The sequence below is a fragment of the Bernardetia sp. MNP-M8 genome (genome assembly GCF_037126285.1).
Lineage (GTDB): Bacteria > Bacteroidota > Bacteroidia > Cytophagales > Bernardetiaceae > Bernardetia.
The window spans coordinates 856,934-876,845 of record NZ_CP147012.1 but is presented as its reverse complement, the minus strand read 5'-3'; the positions used below and the strand labels follow the sequence as shown (position 1 = coordinate 876,845).

General features: G+C 30.7%; 16 protein-coding genes and 1 tRNA gene. 5 read left to right on the top strand and 12 right to left on the bottom strand.

The window, feature by feature from the left end:
- Nucleotides 1-596: 596 nt before the first annotated feature.
- Complete coding sequence (locus V9L04_RS03775; protein WP_338792739.1) at nt 597-4,676, top strand: WG repeat-containing protein; 4,080 nt, start codon at nt 597-599, stop codon at nt 4,674-4,676.
- A 236-nt stretch (nt 4,677-4,912) separates the two neighbouring features.
- On the opposite strand, the gene V9L04_RS03770 is transcribed toward V9L04_RS03775, so the two are convergent.
- The 3 genes from V9L04_RS03770 to V9L04_RS03760 form a co-directional block, all read right to left on the bottom strand.
- On the bottom strand, nt 4,913-5,839 hold the full coding sequence (locus V9L04_RS03770; protein ID WP_338792738.1) for a diacylglycerol kinase family protein: 927 nt from the start codon (nt 5,837-5,839) through the stop codon (nt 4,913-4,915).
- Nucleotides 5,840-5,911: 72 nt separating this feature from the next.
- Nucleotides 5,912-7,447: a bifunctional metallophosphatase/5'-nucleotidase gene (locus tag V9L04_RS03765; RefSeq protein ID WP_338792737.1), complete on the bottom strand. Its 1,536-nt coding sequence runs from the start codon at nt 7,445-7,447 to the stop codon at nt 5,912-5,914.
- 128 nt (nt 7,448-7,575) lie between these two features.
- Complete coding sequence (locus tag V9L04_RS03760; RefSeq protein WP_338792736.1) at nt 7,576-10,218, bottom strand: tetratricopeptide repeat protein; 2,643 nt, start codon at nt 10,216-10,218, stop codon at nt 7,576-7,578.
- 642 nt (nt 10,219-10,860) lie between these two features.
- Here V9L04_RS03760 and V9L04_RS03755 point away from each other — a divergent pair.
- Both V9L04_RS03755 and V9L04_RS03750 read left to right on the top strand, forming a co-directional pair.
- The gene (locus tag V9L04_RS03755) at nt 10,861-11,322 is read left to right on the top strand and encodes a thioesterase family protein (protein WP_338792735.1); all 462 of its coding nucleotides are present in this window, start codon (nt 10,861-10,863) and stop codon (nt 11,320-11,322) included.
- 70 nt (nt 11,323-11,392) lie between these two features.
- On the top strand, nt 11,393-12,052 hold the full coding sequence (locus tag V9L04_RS03750; RefSeq protein WP_338792734.1) for a hypothetical protein: 660 nt from the start codon (nt 11,393-11,395) through the stop codon (nt 12,050-12,052).
- Between the two features lie 13 nt (nt 12,053-12,065).
- Here the strand turns inward: V9L04_RS03750 and V9L04_RS03745 are convergent, their stop codons facing one another.
- The 8 genes from V9L04_RS03745 to ung form a co-directional block, all read right to left on the bottom strand.
- Nucleotides 12,066-12,698 (bottom strand): thymidine kinase, encoded by a 633-nt coding sequence (locus V9L04_RS03745; protein ID WP_338792733.1) that lies wholly within the window; start codon nt 12,696-12,698, stop codon nt 12,066-12,068.
- A 163-nt stretch (nt 12,699-12,861) separates the two neighbouring features.
- Nucleotides 12,862-13,767 carry a PhzF family phenazine biosynthesis isomerase gene (locus V9L04_RS03740; protein ID WP_338792732.1) on the bottom strand — a complete coding sequence of 302 codons (906 nt, stop codon included), beginning with the start codon at nt 13,765-13,767 and terminating at the stop codon, nt 12,862-12,864.
- A gap of 227 nt (nt 13,768-13,994) precedes the next feature.
- Nucleotides 13,995-14,435: a T9SS type A sorting domain-containing protein gene (locus tag V9L04_RS03735; RefSeq protein WP_338792731.1), complete on the bottom strand. Its 441-nt coding sequence runs from the start codon at nt 14,433-14,435 to the stop codon at nt 13,995-13,997.
- 396 nt (nt 14,436-14,831) lie between these two features.
- Nucleotides 14,832-15,410: a DUF1684 domain-containing protein gene (locus tag V9L04_RS03730; protein WP_338792730.1), complete on the bottom strand. Its 579-nt coding sequence runs from the start codon at nt 15,408-15,410 to the stop codon at nt 14,832-14,834.
- 37 nt (nt 15,411-15,447) lie between these two features.
- Entirely contained in the window at nt 15,448-16,152 is a 705-nt protein-coding gene (locus V9L04_RS03725; protein WP_338792729.1) for a hypothetical protein, read from the bottom strand.
- A gap of 29 nt (nt 16,153-16,181) precedes the next feature.
- Nucleotides 16,182-16,868: a hypothetical protein gene (locus tag V9L04_RS03720; RefSeq protein ID WP_338792728.1), complete on the bottom strand. Its 687-nt coding sequence runs from the start codon at nt 16,866-16,868 to the stop codon at nt 16,182-16,184.
- A 29-nt stretch (nt 16,869-16,897) separates the two neighbouring features.
- Nucleotides 16,898-17,851: a hypothetical protein gene (locus V9L04_RS03715; protein WP_338792727.1), complete on the bottom strand. Its 954-nt coding sequence runs from the start codon at nt 17,849-17,851 to the stop codon at nt 16,898-16,900.
- A 92-nt stretch (nt 17,852-17,943) separates the two neighbouring features.
- A complete protein-coding gene (gene ung, locus V9L04_RS03710; protein ID WP_338792726.1) occupies nt 17,944-18,606 on the bottom strand; it encodes a uracil-DNA glycosylase in 663 nt (220 codons plus the stop codon).
- 183 nt (nt 18,607-18,789) lie between these two features.
- Between ung and apaG the strand changes: the two genes are divergently transcribed.
- The gene (apaG, locus tag V9L04_RS03705; RefSeq protein WP_338792725.1) at nt 18,790-19,194 is read left to right on the top strand and encodes a Co2+/Mg2+ efflux protein ApaG; all 405 of its coding nucleotides are present in this window, start codon (nt 18,790-18,792) and stop codon (nt 19,192-19,194) included.
- A 64-nt stretch (nt 19,195-19,258) separates the two neighbouring features.
- Nucleotides 19,259-19,714 carry a hypothetical protein gene (locus V9L04_RS03700; protein WP_338792724.1) on the top strand — a complete coding sequence of 152 codons (456 nt, stop codon included), beginning with the start codon at nt 19,259-19,261 and terminating at the stop codon, nt 19,712-19,714.
- A 118-nt stretch (nt 19,715-19,832) separates the two neighbouring features.
- Here V9L04_RS03700 and V9L04_RS03695 read toward each other — a convergent pair.
- Nucleotides 19,833-19,906 (bottom strand) — tRNA-Ala (locus V9L04_RS03695).
- Nucleotides 19,907-19,912: the final 6 nt, after the last annotated feature.

The following is a 19,912-nucleotide window of genomic DNA, read 5'->3' as shown; positions in this document are numbered from 1 at the left end:
CTCTAGAAATAAACTTCATATTTTATCTGATTTCATTTTTATGAAAAATCTGTTTCATACTTATTACTCAAATGTTCTTTTTACTATTGATAAATATTTGAGAGATAGGTAGTTTGTTAAACTGTTTAATTGGCAGAATTGTATTTTGATTAATATTAAGTAGATTTAATCCTGCTTCTGTACCTACATAAATCAATGAATCATTAACATAAAGCTAATGAATTGATATGATTAGAATAGAGTAAGTGAGTTTGTTTTTCATTTATTGTGTATGTTTTGTAATCATGACCATCATACCTACAAAGTCCGTCTTTTGTGCCAAACCACGTAAAACCTTTATTATCTTCAAGAAACAGATTAAATTTTTACAACCCTATTTGTAATAAGTTGAAAGTAACAAAGTATGAAAAAAAATATAAAATTAGTTTTTTTACTTAAAAATTAAATGATTTAGGTTTTAATTCTATTAGTTAAATGTTGCTTATCAAAGATAATAAAATTATAACCCTGATGAGTTTTCAGGCAATTTATTGTATATTCACTCGTTCACTTTCCATAAATCATCTGAAAATTTATCAACTTAATTCTATCAAAATATGCGTTTTCTACTACTGATTATTTTTTTATTTGCTTTTTCTATTCCCTCCTTTTCTCAAAATAATAATTCAGAAACTACTCGTTTGCCTGTTCGGAAAGATGGAAAGTGGGGAGTAATTGACCAAAATTCAAAAACGATTGTTCCCATTGAGTACGATTTTGTAGAAGTAGCAGAGTTTAATTATTTACTTCTTAAAAAAGATAATGGAACAGAAAGTAAATGGATTGCAGCCGACCAAAATGGAAAACCTCTGTTATCTTTTACAGAAAATGCTACTGAAATAAAAGTAATCGATTCTCTACTGATTGCCTATAAAAATCAAGAAAATAAATATACTTTTTTGAGTAAAAATGGCAGCAAAACAACAGCTAATTTTGATAGAATCCATAAAATGAGAAATTCTTATGCTTTAGGATTTGATACTAAAACTAAAAAGTACAGTTTGATTAGTCCAGAAGCTACCATTCTAATTTCAACTATTGATACAGCTTATTTTTTAAATAGTCCAACTATCAAAGTTCAGAGTAATGTCATTCTTGCCAAAAAAGGAAAAGAGGAGTATTTGCCCAATCTAAAAAATGAAACTCTAGCTCAAAAATCACTTTACAACATTACACTACTGCCAAATGGTTATACCAGTTTTGGTGCTGGTCGTCCGTTGGGAGTTGCAGATGAAAATGGACAGGTAGTTATTGAGCCAAAATATGCTTCTATTGTTGCGCTTTCAATGGATTATTTGGCATTGAAATCTCCGACAGCAGAATGGTCTTTGTACGATTTGAAGGCAAAAAAAGAAATTACGACAGCCGAATATTCATTTTTTGAAGTGGTAGAAATTGACAATACAGGTAAAAATAATGAAAAAGAAATACGAATTACAGCCTGTAAAAATGGAGCTTGTGGCGTAATGGATAAAGACGCAAAGTTTATTTTACAGCCCATCTATTCTCAAATTTATAACCTTCAAAATTTTCTTTTTGTAGGAAAGAACGAACTTAATAAATGGTCAATTTTAGATACAAATGGAAAGAAAATTCTTAGTCAAAATTTTGACCTTGTTTATGATTTTACAGAATATTCTCCTTTCACAAAAGTAACTACACCACAAGGCGACGGAATTATTGATAAAAGTGGAAAGCTAATCTTGAATCCAATTTATACAGGAATTGATATTTTTACTCCTAAGAAAAATGAAACGATTGTTTTTGCTTATCAAAATGAAAAAATTACTGTCTTAGAATTTGATAAATCAAACAATAAAAAGAAAGAAACCGTTTTTCCTTCTTTCCAAACTTTGCCTTCCAATTATTCAAAATTAGATAAACCAGAAGTTTTTACGGCACAACTAGCCAATCGCCTTTCGACAGATTACCGTTGGTTTCAGAATCCAAATACCAAAAAATGGCATTTATTAAATAAACAACGTGAACCAGCTTTTAAAGAAGGTTTTGATGTAATTTCAGTAGAGCCAATTGCAGGTTTTACACTAGGTAGAAATAATGTAAATGGAAGTCTTTCGGCTGCTGCGCTGATTGACCACAAAAATGGCAAACTCATTAGCCAAAACAAACTTTTTTATGCTGAGTTAGAAGATTTCAGAACAGCAGATGTAGCACGAGCTTATGCAGATAGCACAAAAGAAAATGCCATTCTGACAAAAGCAGGACTATTAGTTACTCAAATTGCAGGAGCTACAATCGATTCAATGACCTATTTTTCTGAAAAACGATTGCCAATAAAAGCAGGTGGAAAATATGGACTGATGGACGAAAAAGGACAGGTAATTTTGCCTCCAACCTATTCAATTATTATGCCTTTCGAAAATGGAGTGGCAAAGGTTCAGTTAGGGCAAAGTTTTGGAATAATTGATAACACAGGAAAAGTCATTTTGCCACTAGAATATGAATACATTGGTAGTTTTGAAAACAATATGGCTTTAGTTGTAAAAGGTAAAAAAGTAGGTGTAACCACTAATAAAGGCAAAATAATCATAGAACCTCAGTATGAAAGATTAAGTATAGAAAATGGAGTTATCAGAGCTAGAAAAGACGGAAAATGGGGAATTATAGACACGCAAAACAAACCTATTTTGCCTTTTGAATATCAATATATCAGTACGTTTTCTGAAAATGTAGCCATTATTAGAAAAAATAATTTGTGGGGATTTTTATCGAATCAAAATAATGTTCCCAAAGTTATTTTAGAACCTTCTATCAAAGCTGATTTTATTAATGAAATTAGAAATGGAATGGCAAAAGTAAGTTCGGAACGCTATATTGAAGAAGATGGATACGGAACAAAAAATGCTTTTTATAAAAAAAATGGAATCATCAAAACTAATGGAGATTGGGTTTTAGAACTCAACTATAGTTTTATTGAAGATGATATTTTTGAGGCAGGGCAAGAACTTGTTTTAATAGAAGAGAATAATAAAGTAGGTTATGCTGATAAAACAGGAAAAATAATTGTTGAGCCTTTATATGATGCGATTGAAAGCAATTTTTCGGAAATTTATTTTGCTAAAAAAGGAATTTCAGAAGTGAAAAAGAATAATCTAATTGGTTATATCAATCACGAAGGAAAACAAATCTTGCCTTTAGAATTTTCAAAAGTAGCTGATTTTTATGGAATTTATGATGTCAAAGATGCCGTAACAGTTGCCCAAAAACAAAACAAAAAGTATGGAACAATAGACAGACACAATAATACAATCATTCCCTTCGAATACGATTTTATAGGAATGGACGAGAGAAATGATACACTTTCTTTTGTCAAACAAAACAACAACTGGGGCGTAATCAATCCTTTTGGCAAAACAGTTATTCCGATTCGTTATTCGTCAGTAAAATATTTACAGAAGCCAAATACGAAACAGGCTTTGATTGAAGTATTTTTGGATTCTGCTGTTGTTTCTTATTTAGATGAAAAAGGAGATTTTCTTGAAGAAAATCCAAACCAAAATTTAATTATTGTAGAACAAGGAGGGAAATTTGGAATCAAAACAGATATAAATTCAGAAACGTTTTTAGTAAATCCTTCTTATGATTTTATAGAAGAGTTTGGAAAAGTAGGCAAAAATTCTTGGGCAAAAGTAGGAATTAAAGACCCAAAAAATCCGAAGCAACTACTTTATGGAATCATTGATAATCAAGGAAACGTTGTTTTAAAACCTGACTATTTAGAAATTGGAATTTTGTCAGAAGGAAAAATAGCTGTTCAGCAAAACAACAAATCAAGAGATAAACAGCTTTTTGGTTATTTGGATGAAAACGGTAAAAAAGTAATCGATTTTGCTTATTACAAAGCCTTTCCATTTTTAGATAATATGGCAAAAGTAGATTTGTCAAGAGCTGGTACAAAATGGTCGTATATCAATGAAAAAGGCGAAGTTGTCATTAAATCAGCTTACACTTCTGGAAGTAATTTTGGTGAAGGAATGGCAATTGGAGAGAATTTTTTGATAGACAAAACAGGAAAAAGAATTAAGAGACTGTCTTATCAAAATGTAAATCCAATAGGCAATTTTGAAAATGGAGTGATTGGACTAGAAACTGAAAGAGGCTTTATTCATATTAAAAAAGATGGAACAGCCCTTTATCCCTCATATTTTGATAGCTTAACACAATTTAGAAACGGAATTGCTTTTGTCAAAACAGGTGAAAAATACCAACTGTTAAGACGCTCTACTGAAAGTCCTGATACTGTTCGTTTGAATTTTTCAGCAACAGCAATGCGAAATTATCAATTAAAGCATAAGAAAAATAGAAAAATAAAAACTAAATATGGAGAAACAATTGTCGATTTAGGTTTTGAAAAAGTGGATGATGGTTACTGGTTGATGATTAATGAAAGTGGAAATTTTGTTTCGCCTACACGTTATGAAGCCGTTTCTGTTTTGCCAACTTCTACCCTTTTAATTACAAGTGGTGTTTATGGTTATGCAAATTTAGATGGAAAATGGATTTTGAAACCTTCTTTTGAGGCTCGTCAATATGTACAAGGTTATGTTATTCGCCTAGAACGTGCTGGAAAAATTACTTATCTTAGTTTAGATGGAAATATTATTTGGGAAGAGTAATATTTTGATTTGCAAAGTTAATGCGTTTTTAAAAATTAAAATCATGTTTATACTCAGTAAATAATGTGGACTCGGGATTAGAAATAGTCTATATATCGTTGGTAAGACATCGATAATGGCAAAAACAGTCTCTTTTGAAGTTACAATACAAAATTTAAAAAGTCATTTCTTTGTAATGAAGGAATGGCTTTTTTATTATGATACTGATTTTACTACTCAGACAATCAAAAACAAGTCTACACCCAGACATGTAAAGCCTTTGATATAGATTTGTATTCTATACTTGTTCCTAATCCTCTTGATTCTCCATCTATGTGTGCAGGAATAGCAGTATCAAAAGTGATTTTTATTGCATCAGCTTTATAGGTTTCTACATACTGATTTTGGGGAAGAGTTCTTTTAAATAATTGCCAAACTAGTTTTGGTAGTTGTAGTTTTGAGAAGGGTTTGATGATACAAATATCTAACTTTCCATCTTGTATATCTGCTTGTGGTGCGATATAAGCATTATTTCCATATTGAGTTGCATTTGCAAAAGCGACTAAAAATGCTTCTCTTTTTAGTTGTTGTCCATCAAACTCAAGTGTATAAGTGAGAGGTTTGTAAGAAAACAACTCTTTGATTGTAAAATAAGCATATCCACCCAAACCACGAAAAGTACGGGCAGCAAAAGAAGCACTCACATGGGCATCAAAGCCTATTCCAGACGTACAAAAAAAATGATTTCCATTGGCAGTAGCTGCATCAATCAACATCTTTTTAGGTTCTAATAGTCTTTTTATGGCATCTTCTGTTCCAAGAGGAATTCCTAGATGACGTGCCAAACCATTGCCCGAACCTTGTGGAATAATGGCTAAAGCTGTCTTTGTTTTGATAAGAGCTTGCGCAACTTCATTAATTGTTCCATCGCCACCAACAGCCACCACAACATCATACTTTTGTTCGATGGCTTGCTGAGTAAGCTGAGTAGCATGTCCTGCAAAAGTAGTATACACAATATCGTAATGAATCCCTGAAAGTTTCAGCGTTTCATGGATAAGGGTAACTATATGTTCTTTTCTTTCTGTTCCTGAAACAGGATTAATTACAAAAACAATCTTGGTTGCTTTTTCTTCTAGTGCCTTTAAAGTATTCTGAACTTTTGGCGTTTGTTCTGATTGCATGGCTGTTTATTCTTTACACCTTAAAATTTTTGGTGTATTTATACAATCACACTCTAAAGAGTGTGCTACATTTTATAATTTTTCTAAATATACAATTACTGCCTTTCTAATATCTGATTGAGGACTTTCTATATCATCTGAAGAAATCACATTTTTAATTTCTGGATTTGTTTCAGCATTCATAAATTCCATATTATTTTCCTTTCCTGTCAGGTTATAATCATTTGTAACAAGTGTATATTGTTTTTCTTTTTCTATTGTTTTTCCATTTAATAGCCAACCTTTTTGTGCATCAAATTTCAATTTTTCTTGATATTGTAGGTATCCTCCACTTCCTTTATTTTTTATTCCTGCATCTAAAAATTGTATCAGAACTTCTCCAGAAGTATTGAATTGATATATTTTACCACCAAAAGGTAACATTCTCAAAATATCATATTCGGTAACAACTCCTGAAAGTTGATCATCTAAGCGTACCGACCCACTCCCTAAAACAGCTAACTCTGCTTCTGGAAAAACATCTGCCATTGCATCAACAATTAGAGTTCCTGCATTTGTTTGTGTTGTTCTTATGAGTGCTTCTCGTGCTTCTAATGCTTCTTTTAACTTATAAATTTCTCGGTCTGGATTGAATCCTTGTGCTTCAAAAGCAGAGTCAGCAATATTTTCCCATTTTTCGATAGCTACTCTAGTAATAGGTTCATAACCAATAGAATTGTCTATTGATTTAAGTTCTGAATCTATTTGTACCTTCTTTGTTTTTTTGTTGTAAGTTAGTCTATGGATATAGGCTGTTCTTGCATTTGCATCAGCTTTTGCCATAATTGTTTGTCCATAGGTAAACTTCATATTTTCATGGTCGTGTCCTCCCATCAGAAGTTTAAGCTCAGGAACAATGCCTGCTAGTTTTTCATCTTCACTTTCTAAAAGATGTGTCAGCGCAACTGTAAAATCTGTTTTTGATTCTATTTCTTGCTGCACATTTTTAGCAGTTTCATACTCATCTGTATATCTGACAAATTCAGGTTGATTATATTTTGTAGTAATTCCCAAAATACCAACTTTTATACTTTCTCCTGCCGAGTTTTGTGGTTCTATGGTTAGATAAATAGGAAGTTTTTTTCCATCTCTGGTAAAGGGTTGAATTTTTTCATTAGCATAATAGAATGTATTTGAAGCAATCCATTCAAAATCAGACTCATTAATTCTTTCCAAAACTTCATCTTCTTTTAAGTCAAATTCATGATTTCCAAAGGTTACAAAATCTACTTTTGCAGCATTCATAACATCGACCATTTGCGCTCCAGAGATACGTTTTCCATCTATTTTTAATGTTCCTAGCACAGAAGGATTGAGAAAATCACCAGATAAAACAAGATATGTATTCGGATTTTCTTCTAATAATTCTTTTTTGAGCTGTGCTACTCGTGCTAAGTTTCCATATTTTCCCCCACTCACTCCTCCAATTTCATACACATCATTGATGTGAAGAAAAGTTAGTTTGACTATTTCTTCTGAGTCTGAAGAATTAGGCTGAGAAGAACGGCAACTTGTAAAAGCAAGAAGAAGAATGACAAACCAAAAAGCAGAAGAAAAAAAATGTTTCATTGTATTAATTATATTTTTGATTGCTAAGCAAAAAGAGAAAGCGAACAAGTTTTTGTTCGCTTCTTATATTTTTTTTGATGCTATAAATTTATGAAAAAAATAATTGTGATTTACTTTGATGTAATAAATCAACTTACCTTAAAGCCAATTACGAGTACATCATCTATTTGTTGATACTCTCCTGCTAACCACGACTGAAACTCTAGTTTTAAAATCTGTTCTTGTTCTGCAAAAGGTTGATTACAGATTTCGACTAAAAATTCTCTAAATCGTTTTTTCATATATTTTCGTCCTCTGTCGCCTCCAAATTGATCTTGAAAACCATCAGAAAACATATAAAATATAGTGGGAGCTGTTATATCAACAGTCTGTTTGTGAAAAAAGCGTTCTATATCAAGTCTTTCTCCACCAATCGGCATTTTATCTCCTTTAAGTTGTTCTACATTTCCATTCTGAATATAAACCACTTCATTTTTTGCACCTGCAAAATGGACTTGTTTGTTTTCTTTATCAATAACACAAAGAGTCATGTCCATTCCATCTCTGTTATCAGTAGCACGTTGGTTGAGTGCATTAACAACACCAGAATGTAAATCATGAAGGATTTTATCTGCTTCATGTATATTTCTAGCATTGACAGTTTCATTCAAAACATCATTTCCAATCAAGGACATAAATGCTCCTGGAACGCCATGTCCTGTACAATCACAGGCTGCAATCACACATTTTTGTTCGGACACTTGACTAAACCAATAAAAATCTCCACTGACAATATCTCTAGGCTGAAAAAAGATAAATGATTCGGGCAACGCTTTTTTTACTTTAGCCAAATCAGGTAACATTGCTGTCTGAATTCTCTTAGCATAATTGATACTAGAAGTAATATCTTGATTTTTTTTCTCAATAATTTCTTTCTGATTTTCTAATTCTACTAAAGAAGCTCCTAAAGCAAGATTTTTTTCTTCTATACTCATCTTGACTAAAGTAAGTTGTTCATTTGTAGTCTGAAGCTCTTCCGAATTTTGTCTAAGTTCTTCTTCTGATGCTTGAAGTTCTTCGTGTTTTTGTGTGATTTCTTGTTTTTGATTTTCTAAAAGTTTGTTTTGAGCTTCAATTTTTTTGTTTTTCTTTTTATTTTGAATAAAGGCTATTAAAGCAAATGCAAAAAGAATAATGGCAGCCACAGCGATTAAATAAGCAATATATTTAGAAGATTTTTGTTTTGATGCTTCTAAGCGTTCCTTTTCTGTTTCCAGTTCTTGAAGTTTGTTTTGTTGTTCAAGAATTTCTTTTTCTTTTTTCTGTTGTTCGGCTTCAAGAGCTTGTTCTCTTAGTTTTGCATTATTTTTTTGTCTCTCTATCTCTAAGAGCTGAATATCTTCTTTTCTTTTGGCTGCATCAAGCTCACTTTTGGCAAGTAAAAGAGCTTGTTGAGTTTGTTGATTTTTTAAAACTGCATTTTTTGTTTCACTTTGGCGAAGTTCATTTTCACTTTTTAAAAGCTCATTTTCTTTTGCTTGTTTTTCAGCTTCACTTTTCACTTTTTCCAATCTCAAACGTTCTTGTTCTCTCTCATTTTCATACTGTACAAGCTGACTTTCTTGTCTTTCAGCTTCTGTACGTTGTCTTTGTAGCTCTTCTTTTTGTTTGGAAGCTTCTTTTTCTAACTTATTTTTTATATCTGTATATTTCTTAAATGCTTCTTGAGACTGTCTAAAATCGCCTTCGTATTCCCATATTTTAGATAAAAGCAAATATGAATCTGCCAAAGCCTGTTGTTGATTATTTTTTTCAGCAATCGTAATTGCTTTTCCTACATATACTCTAGCTTCTTGTGCATGTGCTGCTAGATATTCATTTGCACCTAAATAGTTATATGAATCTGCAATAGCTGCAATGTTATTTTTTTCTTGATTTATTTTTAAAGCCTCTTGATATTGTTCTTGTGCAGCAGGATATTTTTTTAGAGCTGTATAAGTCACCCCCAAATTATTGAGTACAATTTCGTCTTTTCTATCAATTTTATTTAAAGCCTCAAGTGCTTTTTCAAAATAAGAAACAGCTTCTTTTTCTTGTCCTAACTGTCTGTATAAATAACCAATACTATTTGCTGCAAAAGCGACCTGCTCTAAGTTATTGTTTTTCTCTACTTCTAAATTATACTTTTCAATGGAGTATTTTAGGGAATTTTCAGGATTATTAATTCTGCTTACAATTGCCAGCTTTCCTAGCGAAAAAGAAATCAGCCCTTTGTCTCCTGTCTTTTTATCTTCTTCTAGTAATTTTATATAGTTTTTTTCAGACTCTTCATACTCTCCATTTAAAAACTGATTATGAGCTATTTTTCTGTTTAATTCTATTATTTCTTTTTGATTTTGGTTGGCTTTATAAAGCTGTTTTGCTTTCTCAAAATTTTCTATTGCCTTATCATAAGAAAGCCAGTTTTGATACAAAAGTCCTATTTCTGTAAAAATTTCAGCTTTACCTAAAACAGCTTTTTCTTTTTCCTTTTCGACTCTATCAAATTGTGTATTTGCCTGAACGGCATAATTAAGAGCTGTAGAATAATCGTCTTGATAACGGTATGCCCGAGAAATAACGGTAAGAAGTTGCCCACGTTGAAGTGCATTATTACTGCCTTCTAGTGCAGCTTTTGCGTGTCGAATAGCCTGATTATAATTTCCTTTTTCTAATTGATAAAAAGGCGAAGTCTCATCTACTTGTGCAATAACTGACAAAGAAATAAATATAAAAACATTTATAAAAAACAAAGACAAGCAATTATTTATAGGGGAATAAATAACATTACTTTTTGTTTTTATATAATAAAATGCTACTCTCATTTGAGTTTTATAAGAATGTAAAGGGGAAGTTTGGATTCAATTTTAATTGATTTCTGATTATTTCTAGTAAGGGATTTAATCAATGTATCAATTTGATGATTTTTTTATTAAAATGCAAGAATTAATTAGTCTTCTTTTAGTAAAATATATTTAGAACTAATTCTTTAGTTTGCATAATCTGTCTTGTATAATGTACATCAAGTCTAAATAATCTGTGAATAAAGTTAAAAACAGCTAATTTCAAATGATTTTTTTTATAAAATCTACACAAAATCAACAACGCTGTTTAAGAATAGATTTCATAAGTAGGTTTGTTGGTGTCGCTATGCTAAAATACCAATAAAAGCTATGTTATTTTTCTATTTATTCTTGATAAGGATACCAACAAAGTCGTACGGTTAATTTTATATGAAAGGGTCTGATAGGAATAAAATAATCCAAAACACAAGACAATTTATTGAACAGTGTATTTACTTCCCTGTTTTACATTGTATTTATAAATATAGAACTTTTTTGTTTAAATTTGTTTAGATTGTCAAACCATTTTTTAACCTCAAAACTATACAGATAATGAATAGAGTAAAAGTAGAGTTACCAGATCAGTTTTTATTTAAGACAGAAATTCCTGTTCGAATTACAGACCTAAACTATGGAGGTCATATCGGAAATGATGCTATGCTTAGTCTTGTACACGAAGCTAGAGTTCAATTTTTTATGAGTGAAGGCTTTAAAAGTGAGCTTGATATTATGGGTTTAGGGGTCATTATGGCAGATGTAGCCATGCAGTTTAAGGGTGAAGGATTTTATGGAAATATTTTTGAAGTTTATGTAACTGTGGGAGGACTTTCTTCTTCAGGTTTTGATTTATATTATAAGTTTATTGACCAAGAATCAAGAAGAGAAATTTTGAAAGTAAAGACAGGAATGGTTCTTTTTGATTATAAAAATAGAAAAATTGCAGCTTTGCCTGAAGAACTCAAAAAACGTTGGCAACTCCCACACCCAGAAAGTCGTTTGATAAGCAATGAATAACTTTTATATTGCTAATAAAAATTTCAATTCCTTGTAAATTTTGTAAAAGAAAACAAACTCATTATTCAGTATGAAAATTTTATCTTCTTTTAGTTTTCAATTCTTTTTTTATTCTAAAATAGGAATATTGAGTTTGTTTTGTCTTGCTTGTAGCTCAGAAAATCAAGCAAATAAAAATGAAGAAACAGAAATGTCTGATTTTTCGCCTGCTCTGCATTTTGAAAAATTAGAGAAACAAAATAGAGAAGCTGCTGATAGTTTAGAGGCTTTATATGACATACACTACCGAGCTTTAGAAGGAGACCCTACTATGAAAAGAAAAGGAAACTTGCTTCGTCAGCGTACCGAAACTATTTTGCAACACATAGACCAAACTTATGACGACCTCAATCATTTTTTAGATAATATTCCTGCCGATAAAACGTATAAAGAGGCTACAACTTTATTTTTTATAGGAAAAGATAAAAAAGGAAGGGGCTATAAATTAGAAAAAAAATTGACAGAATATGTAACTGAAATGAATAAAATTGATAACAAATGGAATTTTAACTCTCCTTTTGTTTCTCAAAATGATGTAGAACTATTACATCATCAAAACGAAGACCTAGTGGAAGCACACTTCCAAAAAACTTTTCCAGAGGCAGCCTTTGCTTTTCTTAGCGCACTAAAAAAAGAAGTCATTTTGATAGAATTACAAGCAATTGATGAATTAGCTAAACGAAATAGATAGTTTTTTACTAGCATCAGACCTCATTTTTCAATATCTTTTCACAATCTGTTTCTTGATTGAGATTTCCTTTTACAAAACATTTTCTACAACGAGCTTCGTACTCTGTTTTTTCACCCAATAAAATCTTTTGTTTAGACGGAGTAAGACGGAAAGAATACGCAGCCACTTTGCCACAACACATACAAATAGCGTGAACTTTAGTCACATATTCTGCCATAGATAAAAGCTGAGGCATAATTCCGAAAGGTTTGCCTGCAAAGTCCATATCCAAACCAGCTATTACAATTCGTTTTCCTTGATTAGCTAAGATTTGACAAACATTTACTAATTCTTTATCAAAAAATTGAGCTTCATCAATACCGATAACTTGACATTTTTTCTCTTCTAAAATAGTCAGAATATCTGTAGCCTTTTTGACGGCTATCGAATCAATTTCATTTTGATTATGAGAAACAACTTTTTGGTCATCATAACGAGTATCAATTGCAGGTTTGAAAATCTGAACTGACTGACGTGCAATTTTGGCACGAGTAAGGCGACGGATAAGTTCTTCTGTCTTTCCAGAAAACATAGAGCCACAGACGACTTCTATCCAACCTCCCTCAACAGGGTGGTCTAAATGATGTATGGTAGGTTCGATGTGCATGAATAAATTTAGAAGTCAGATTTTAGAAGTTAGAAGTAAAAATGAAATAAGGAATTCAGTAGTAATAATAAGTATAAAAGTTAGATTTAGAGAATTTGATTTTGCGATACAAGAAAAGAGTTATTTTTATTCCATTCTAAATTCATAAATCTAACTTCTAAATTTATATTCTTCCGTTTCCTTCTAAAGTAGTAATTCCTTTTCCAATTAACAAGACTTGATTATCTTTTAATAATTCCAAATGAATTTCTCCACCTCTTTTTGAGGCTTGATATGCAAAGAAAGAAGTTTTATTTAATTTAGATTGCCAGTATTTTGCAAAAAGTCCGTGTGAAACTGCTGAGAGTGCATCTTCATCTATTCCAATCCAAGGACAAAACAAACGAGAAATAAAATCATATTTGGAATCTCCTTTTGTAGTAACTCCTACTTTTTTGATAGGAATTTCATATTTATTTTTTACTAATTTTTCAAAATTTGGTTGTAGATTTTCCAATTCGGTTTTATTTTCAAACTCTAAAATTAAGGTTTGTTTGATAGGAAAATAAATACAAGAATTGATTTTTTGATTTTCAATTCCTAAATACTTTAATAAATCAGTATCAGGTATTTTTTCCTCAAATTTCTCTTCTACTGGAAATTGCATTTTGATATAATTTTCTTTGCCTTCAAAATTCTCTTTTTTGATAAGCAAATCCCCACTTCTTGTACGAAAACTTACTTCTGTGTGAATACTTTGTATTTCTTCAAAAATTACGTGTGCTGCTGCAAGGGTTGCGTGTCCACAAAGATTTGTTTCTTCATTTATCATAAACCAACGAACCTCAAAAAGTGTCGCTGTTTTCCAGTTCTTGACTTCTTTTGTAGTTATTTTTTCAGACGAATCATCAAATAAAGGACGCAAAAAAGTAGTTTCGGGAAGATACATTTCTCTAGCAATGTTCAAGTACTGCTCATCTGTTAAGGCTTCATCACATAAAAAAACAGCAGCAGGATTGCCACTAAAAGATTTTGGAGCAAAAGCATCAACTTGATAAAAAGGAATTTTTTGAGGAGAAACAGAATTCATAACAAAGACTAAAGATAAGTAAATCACACACAATTAAAGCACTACAAACGATGCTCTAAGCAAAGTGTTTTCATAACACGAAGATAAATTTTGAAAGTGGGTACAAAAAAACAATTATTTTATGAGAATTCCGAACTAAAAATCAAAGAAGCTAATTTAAAGCATAAAAAAAACACTTTTACAAAATTGCAAAAGTGTTTTTAACAGTAAGATAATTGTATCATAAATTAATGTTTTACTACAAATTTCTTAGTTATTAGGCTTTTATTATTTACTGAAATCGTATAAAAATAAATACCTGCCTTTAGGTTATCCACAGGAATCTGAAGACGGTTATCATATTTATTCAAAATATGCTCTCCAACTACACTTCCTAAAAGATTAAAAACTGTAATTTTTCCTTCTGACATTCTATCAGTAAGACGATAATCAAACTGAATATAATGTGTTGCTGGATTAGGATAGGCTTCTGAAATTTCAATTCTATCAGCTTCATGTGTAGTAGAAGCAATAGTTTGAAGATTTTGAGCATACGAAAACGAAACAGTCATAAAAAATACTAGAGCTACCAAAATAGATTTTGCAAATATTACAAAAGATAATTTAGTAGATGAGTTAGACTGTTGAGGTGGTTTTTTAGAAAAAGATAAAAACGGATTTGATTTCATAAAAATAATTAGTTAGAGTTTTGCCATTCGGAATTTTAGGGTGTTTTTATAAAAGGGTAAAAATACAGAGTATTGAATAGTTTTCTATTCTGATTGAATTTGTATTTAATTATTAGAACTGAATTTATATAAGTTAGGTTACATAATTCTCATAAAGAATTGTGTTTTTTGAGCATTTTGATAGAACTTTCTAATAAATTAGAATAAATCAATATCTCACCACCACTTTATCTATTTCTGATAATTAATTATATCTGTCTAGCTAATTTACAAAATAATTTCATTACTTCTTACTAGCTGCTACAAAAGTCTTAATTATTATTGTAAGAAAAAAGTAATTCTTTCTTAAAACTGTACAATTTTATGTAAAAGCTAAGCTGATTTTTAATGTATTTTTTATTTTTTGTAAATTTTCTCTCCTGCTAACACCTCAATATCTAAATTACTTCCTTCTGGTGGAATTGGACAATCATACTTTTTATCGTAAATACAATATGGATTATAAGCACGATTAAAGTCTAAAATGGCTCTAAGTCCATTTATTTCAGGTTCGATATAACGCCCAACTTCGTATGTAGTTTTACCACTTGTTTGGTCTGTAAATAAAACAGAAAAGCCATCGCCATCTTCAATTGCTTTATAAATATTCAAAGATAGAGGTTTGCCTTTTAGCTTAAAATCAGCCTTTGCATACATTTTAAATCTTCGGTCTTTACCTTGTGAAGTTTTGAGTTTTACCTCTTTTACATCTTGTGTAAGTGTCAGCATAGCAACAGCATAGTAAGAAGAATCTATCGGATAATAATCCAATCCTTCAAAAGTCTTTCTGTCATCATACGGAATAGGCGAACCAGCACCTTCCTTAAATTGCTTGTCTTTTTTGTTTCTTTCTGTCTGAACTTCTACCTCATATTTTGGGGCGCAAGAAGCTAGAATAAATATAGAAAGAAAAAATAGTGTGATTGATTTTTTCATTTTTTTTATTTTTGAATTTTATAATATACTTCTAAAATCACTTGTTTTTAGAGTTTCCACCCAAAGCAACCAATTTAATATTGTCTGCTGCGTCTTCTAAAATCATTTCCAAATAGCTTCCATCTTCATATAAATAATGTAGACTTACAAGAGTATTTTCAATTCCTTCTACTTTATCCAAAATTACTCTTTCAGTCAATTTTCTTTTCAAAGATAAATTCATATTGGATTTAATATCATCTAATCCATTATAAAACTCTTGCTCTGTATTTCTCCAACGAAGATGTTTGGATGACATTTCATTCCAGGTTACATCATATCGTCCTTGATTAATCATTTTAAAAACAAACTCTGATCTTTGTTCTGCTTGATCTAAAAAGTAAGCATTGTACTTGTACTGCTCAATTTTTGCATTTACCAATTTGGTCAAATACTCTTTTGTCTTTTCTTTATATTGAATAGCTTCGTTATGAAATGTAATCTCTAAACTCACACTTTTACCATCATTGATAGGGTTAATTTCTATTTTACTCAGTATTGTAGTATCAGTAATAGATAATTCCTTTTCCAAGTTTTTTGGATTATAATTGTAAAATATTTCTTTTATAAACCTTTCATTTTCCTCCAAAGTAGAATACAAATTTATACCTTTTATTACAGACTTCTCAAAACGATTATAACTACAAGCAAAAATACTAATACCAAAAAGCAAAAGAAGCAAAAGTTTGTATATAAATTTCATTTTTGAAATGGGTTTGATTGAGTTAAATTTTAAAGAGCTGTTACTACACAATTAGAAACAAACAACTCATTTTCTATGGGCTGCAAAATAACTTGTATGTGATATTTTTCTGCATAAATATAGTTTATGATATAAAATTCACCTTCAAAATCTCTTATTTTATTTTGTATCAATCTACTATAAAGCTGTTTTTTTCCTTGTTTTACTTTATCGCTATACGGCTCAAATGATTTTATAAACTGTTCTTTAGTGGCTGTTTCTTTCGCTTTGGGAGAAAACTCACTCCACATATTGTCGTAATTATCTTCTTCCATCGAATCAATAAAATAGGCTGCTTTCAATGTTGCATCTCTTAATTTCTTTCCATTTTCTTTATATTGTTGTGCTTTCTGCTCAAAAAAACTCGTAAAGTAATCACTTATTTCTTTGGTATGAGATATTGCAGAACCAGTAAGATTGAGTTTTAATTTTATAGCTTTTTCTGTGCTTTCTGTTTCATATTGAATGCCATCTAAAACAGTAGAATCTGTTAAGTTCAATTTTTCTTTCATCATAGTAGCATGGTCATATGCCAAAACATCATTGACAAATTGTTGATTTTCTTCTAGTGTGGAAAAAGGGTCTATTTCTCCAAGGAGTATATTAGTCTCAAAATTACAAGAAGAAACGATAAAAACAGAAAATAACAGAAATGAGAGTTTGTATATAAATTTCATTTTGTGAAATGATTTTGTTGAATCAAAAATTAAAAAGCATTCTGAACTTCTTGATAAGAAATCAGCAAAATAGCAAAAATAGCGAGTGCCAAACCTAATTTATTGATAAGCGATAATTTTTCTTTGAAGAAGAAATAAGAAGCAATAGCAGCAATCAGAATTACAGAAATATTAAAGACAGGAAAAACAAGTGCGCCATCGCCTTTAAAACCACTCAATACCTTTAATAATAAAAAGATAGAGAAAAAGTTAGGAATTCCTAGGCAAATTCCACCGATAATACTTCTCTTTGTCATGGTTACTTTCTTTTTCAAAAACAGAATTGTAAAAACAGTAATTCCTGTAAGTCCTGCAATTCCGAAAAGCAAAATACTAAAAATGCCTTGTTGATTTGGTAAAACTATCTGTACATCTTCTCTAACTGTATAATTGAAAGTTGTGTCTATTGTTCCACTCACCAAAAAAACCAAAATAGGAAGGACAATTGCCAAATATTTTTTCTTATCATCTTTATATTCTGTTGGGTCAGTTATTTTTGAAGGTTTATAAGAAACCAAACCCACAGCCGTAATCGCTAAAAAAAGACCTAAATAATTGATAAAATCATATTCCTTTCCACCCGACTTCCAAATAAAAAGATTAACCAAAACAGGAATTACAAACGAAATACGAGCCGAAAGAGAAGCCACAGCAACCCCTGAAAGTTGTGTAGTAAGTCCCATCAAATAAAAAGAACCAATAAAAAAAGCTCCCATTCCCATAGCAATATACAAAGCTGTTGAAAATTCTGGACTTGCTAAAGTTTCAAAAACTGGAGGACTATTTATCCAACCCATCGAAATAAATAAACTCCCTGTCAGGACACAGACCACATAATTGATAACAATGGCAGGAAAAGTGGGTACATTGTAGCTTGAAAAAGCACGGAAGTTGATGAAAATAGCTACATTAGCTAGAATCCAAAGAATAAATAAAATTATCATTTTTTCAGTTATCAGTTATTTTGAATGCAAAACCCTAAGAGTCTTCGAAGACCCTTAGGGTTTAAAATGCTGTTAGTTTTAAGAGCGCAAAGTTACCAATCTATTTCGTCTTTTCCATGTTCTTTTAGATAATTATTCGCTTGGCTAAAGTGCTTATTTCCGAAAAAACCAGTATGCACAGAATAAGGCGAAGGGTGAGCCGATTCTAAAACTAAATGTTTTTCTCGGTCTATAATTTCGCCTCTTTTTTGGGCATCTTTTCCCCAAAGCAAAAAGACTAGATTTTCTTTTTCATCAGAAACAAGTTTCAAAACTGCTGAAGTAAATTCTTCCCAACCTTTTTTTCGATGTGATGCAGGTTTTGAAGCCTGTACCGTCAAGACTGCATTGAGCATCAAAACGCCTTGAGATGCCCAACGTTCAAGGTTTCCACTTTTTGGAATTTCTTTTCCCAAATCGTCTTTTATTTCTTGAAAAATATTTTTGAGTGACGGAGGAACACGAACACCATCACTCACCGAAAAACTAAGTCCATTGGCTTGTCCTGCACCGTGATAAGGATCTTGTCCTAAAATAACGACCTTTGTATCTTCAAAACTACATTTTTCAAAGGCATTAAAAATAAGTTTTCCAGGAGGATATACTTTTTCTTGTTGTACTTCTTCTCTCAAAAAAAGTCCAAGTTTTTCGAAATAAGGTTTTGAAAATTCTTCTTCCAAATGTGATTTCCAAGAGTCTGCGATTTTTACGTCCATAAAATTGTAATTGGTAATTTGGTATTAAATAATTGACAATGAAAAAATACTTTTATTGATTTCTATACTAAAATAAAAAGTTAAAAAGTAAATTTTTTCTTTGTGATGCAACTATTTATAATCTAAAATTTGTATTAATTAAAAAAAATTATCATTTTAGTAGTAAATCATTTCCTTTACCAAATGTTTCATAAAATGTTGGGAGAACTCTTTAGTGCAATTACAGAAGGTATTTTGGTGCGTGTTCGTACTGAATTTCATAAAAAACATTCCCAAAATGGGAATTTTGTTTTTACTTATTATATCACAATTACAAATACTGGCAACCACACTGTGCAGCTTATGCGTCGTCATTGGCATATTTATGACTCAAAAGGAACATACCAAGAAGTAGAGGGTGAAGGAGTAATCGGACAACAACCTATTTTGAAATCTGGACAATCACACAAATATGTTTCAGGTTGTCATCTCAAAAGCGACATGGGAAAAATGTCTGGAACATATCTAATGAAAAGAATAGAAGATAATATACTTTTTGAAGTCAAAATTCCTGACTTTTCTTTGATTGATCCTGTGAGGTTTAATTAGTGATAAATTGTAAGTTATAAATGGCAAATTTCTTTACAAATGAAAAGTATAAAATTAGTTTTTGATGAAAAATTATTTAAAGCATATTCCTATTCAAAGATTTAATATGTTATTTCACAGAATGAATATTTCTTTTCCAAAAGAAAATGAAGTAATAATTTGGGTTATGCCTTCTTTTGAAAATTGCTTTGTATTGAAAATAGATGATACAAAAATAACAAAGCAGATAATAATAGAAAGTAAGATAACTAAGAATCAGATTTTTGAAAAAGAAATTTTAAGAGAGAAAAACAAAAACATTGAAGGAATTGTCTTAAATAATTTTTGTAGCAAAATCATATTATTGGTTGAGGAGGCTAAAGAAACCCACTTTGGGGGCTTAGATGGAACAAGCTATTATTTTATAACTAACATTGAGGGAGAAATAAAAATAGGTGAAAAATGGTGTCCAGATCCATCATCAAGAATAGGAATACTTTTATTAGAAATTGAAAAAGAAACAGGTATTGATTTTTTTTAATCTTATAAATGATGAAGAATAAATTTTTGTGTGAAAATTTTCTTGAAAGAAATCCTATTTCAGTTTAAAAAATAAACCTTCCTAATAATAAAATTAAGAAGGTTTAGTTTCTATCCTGTGGAGAGTATCAGATTCGAACTGATGACCCCTTCACTGCCAGCGAAGTGCTCTAGCCAACTGAGCTAAATCCCCATTTTT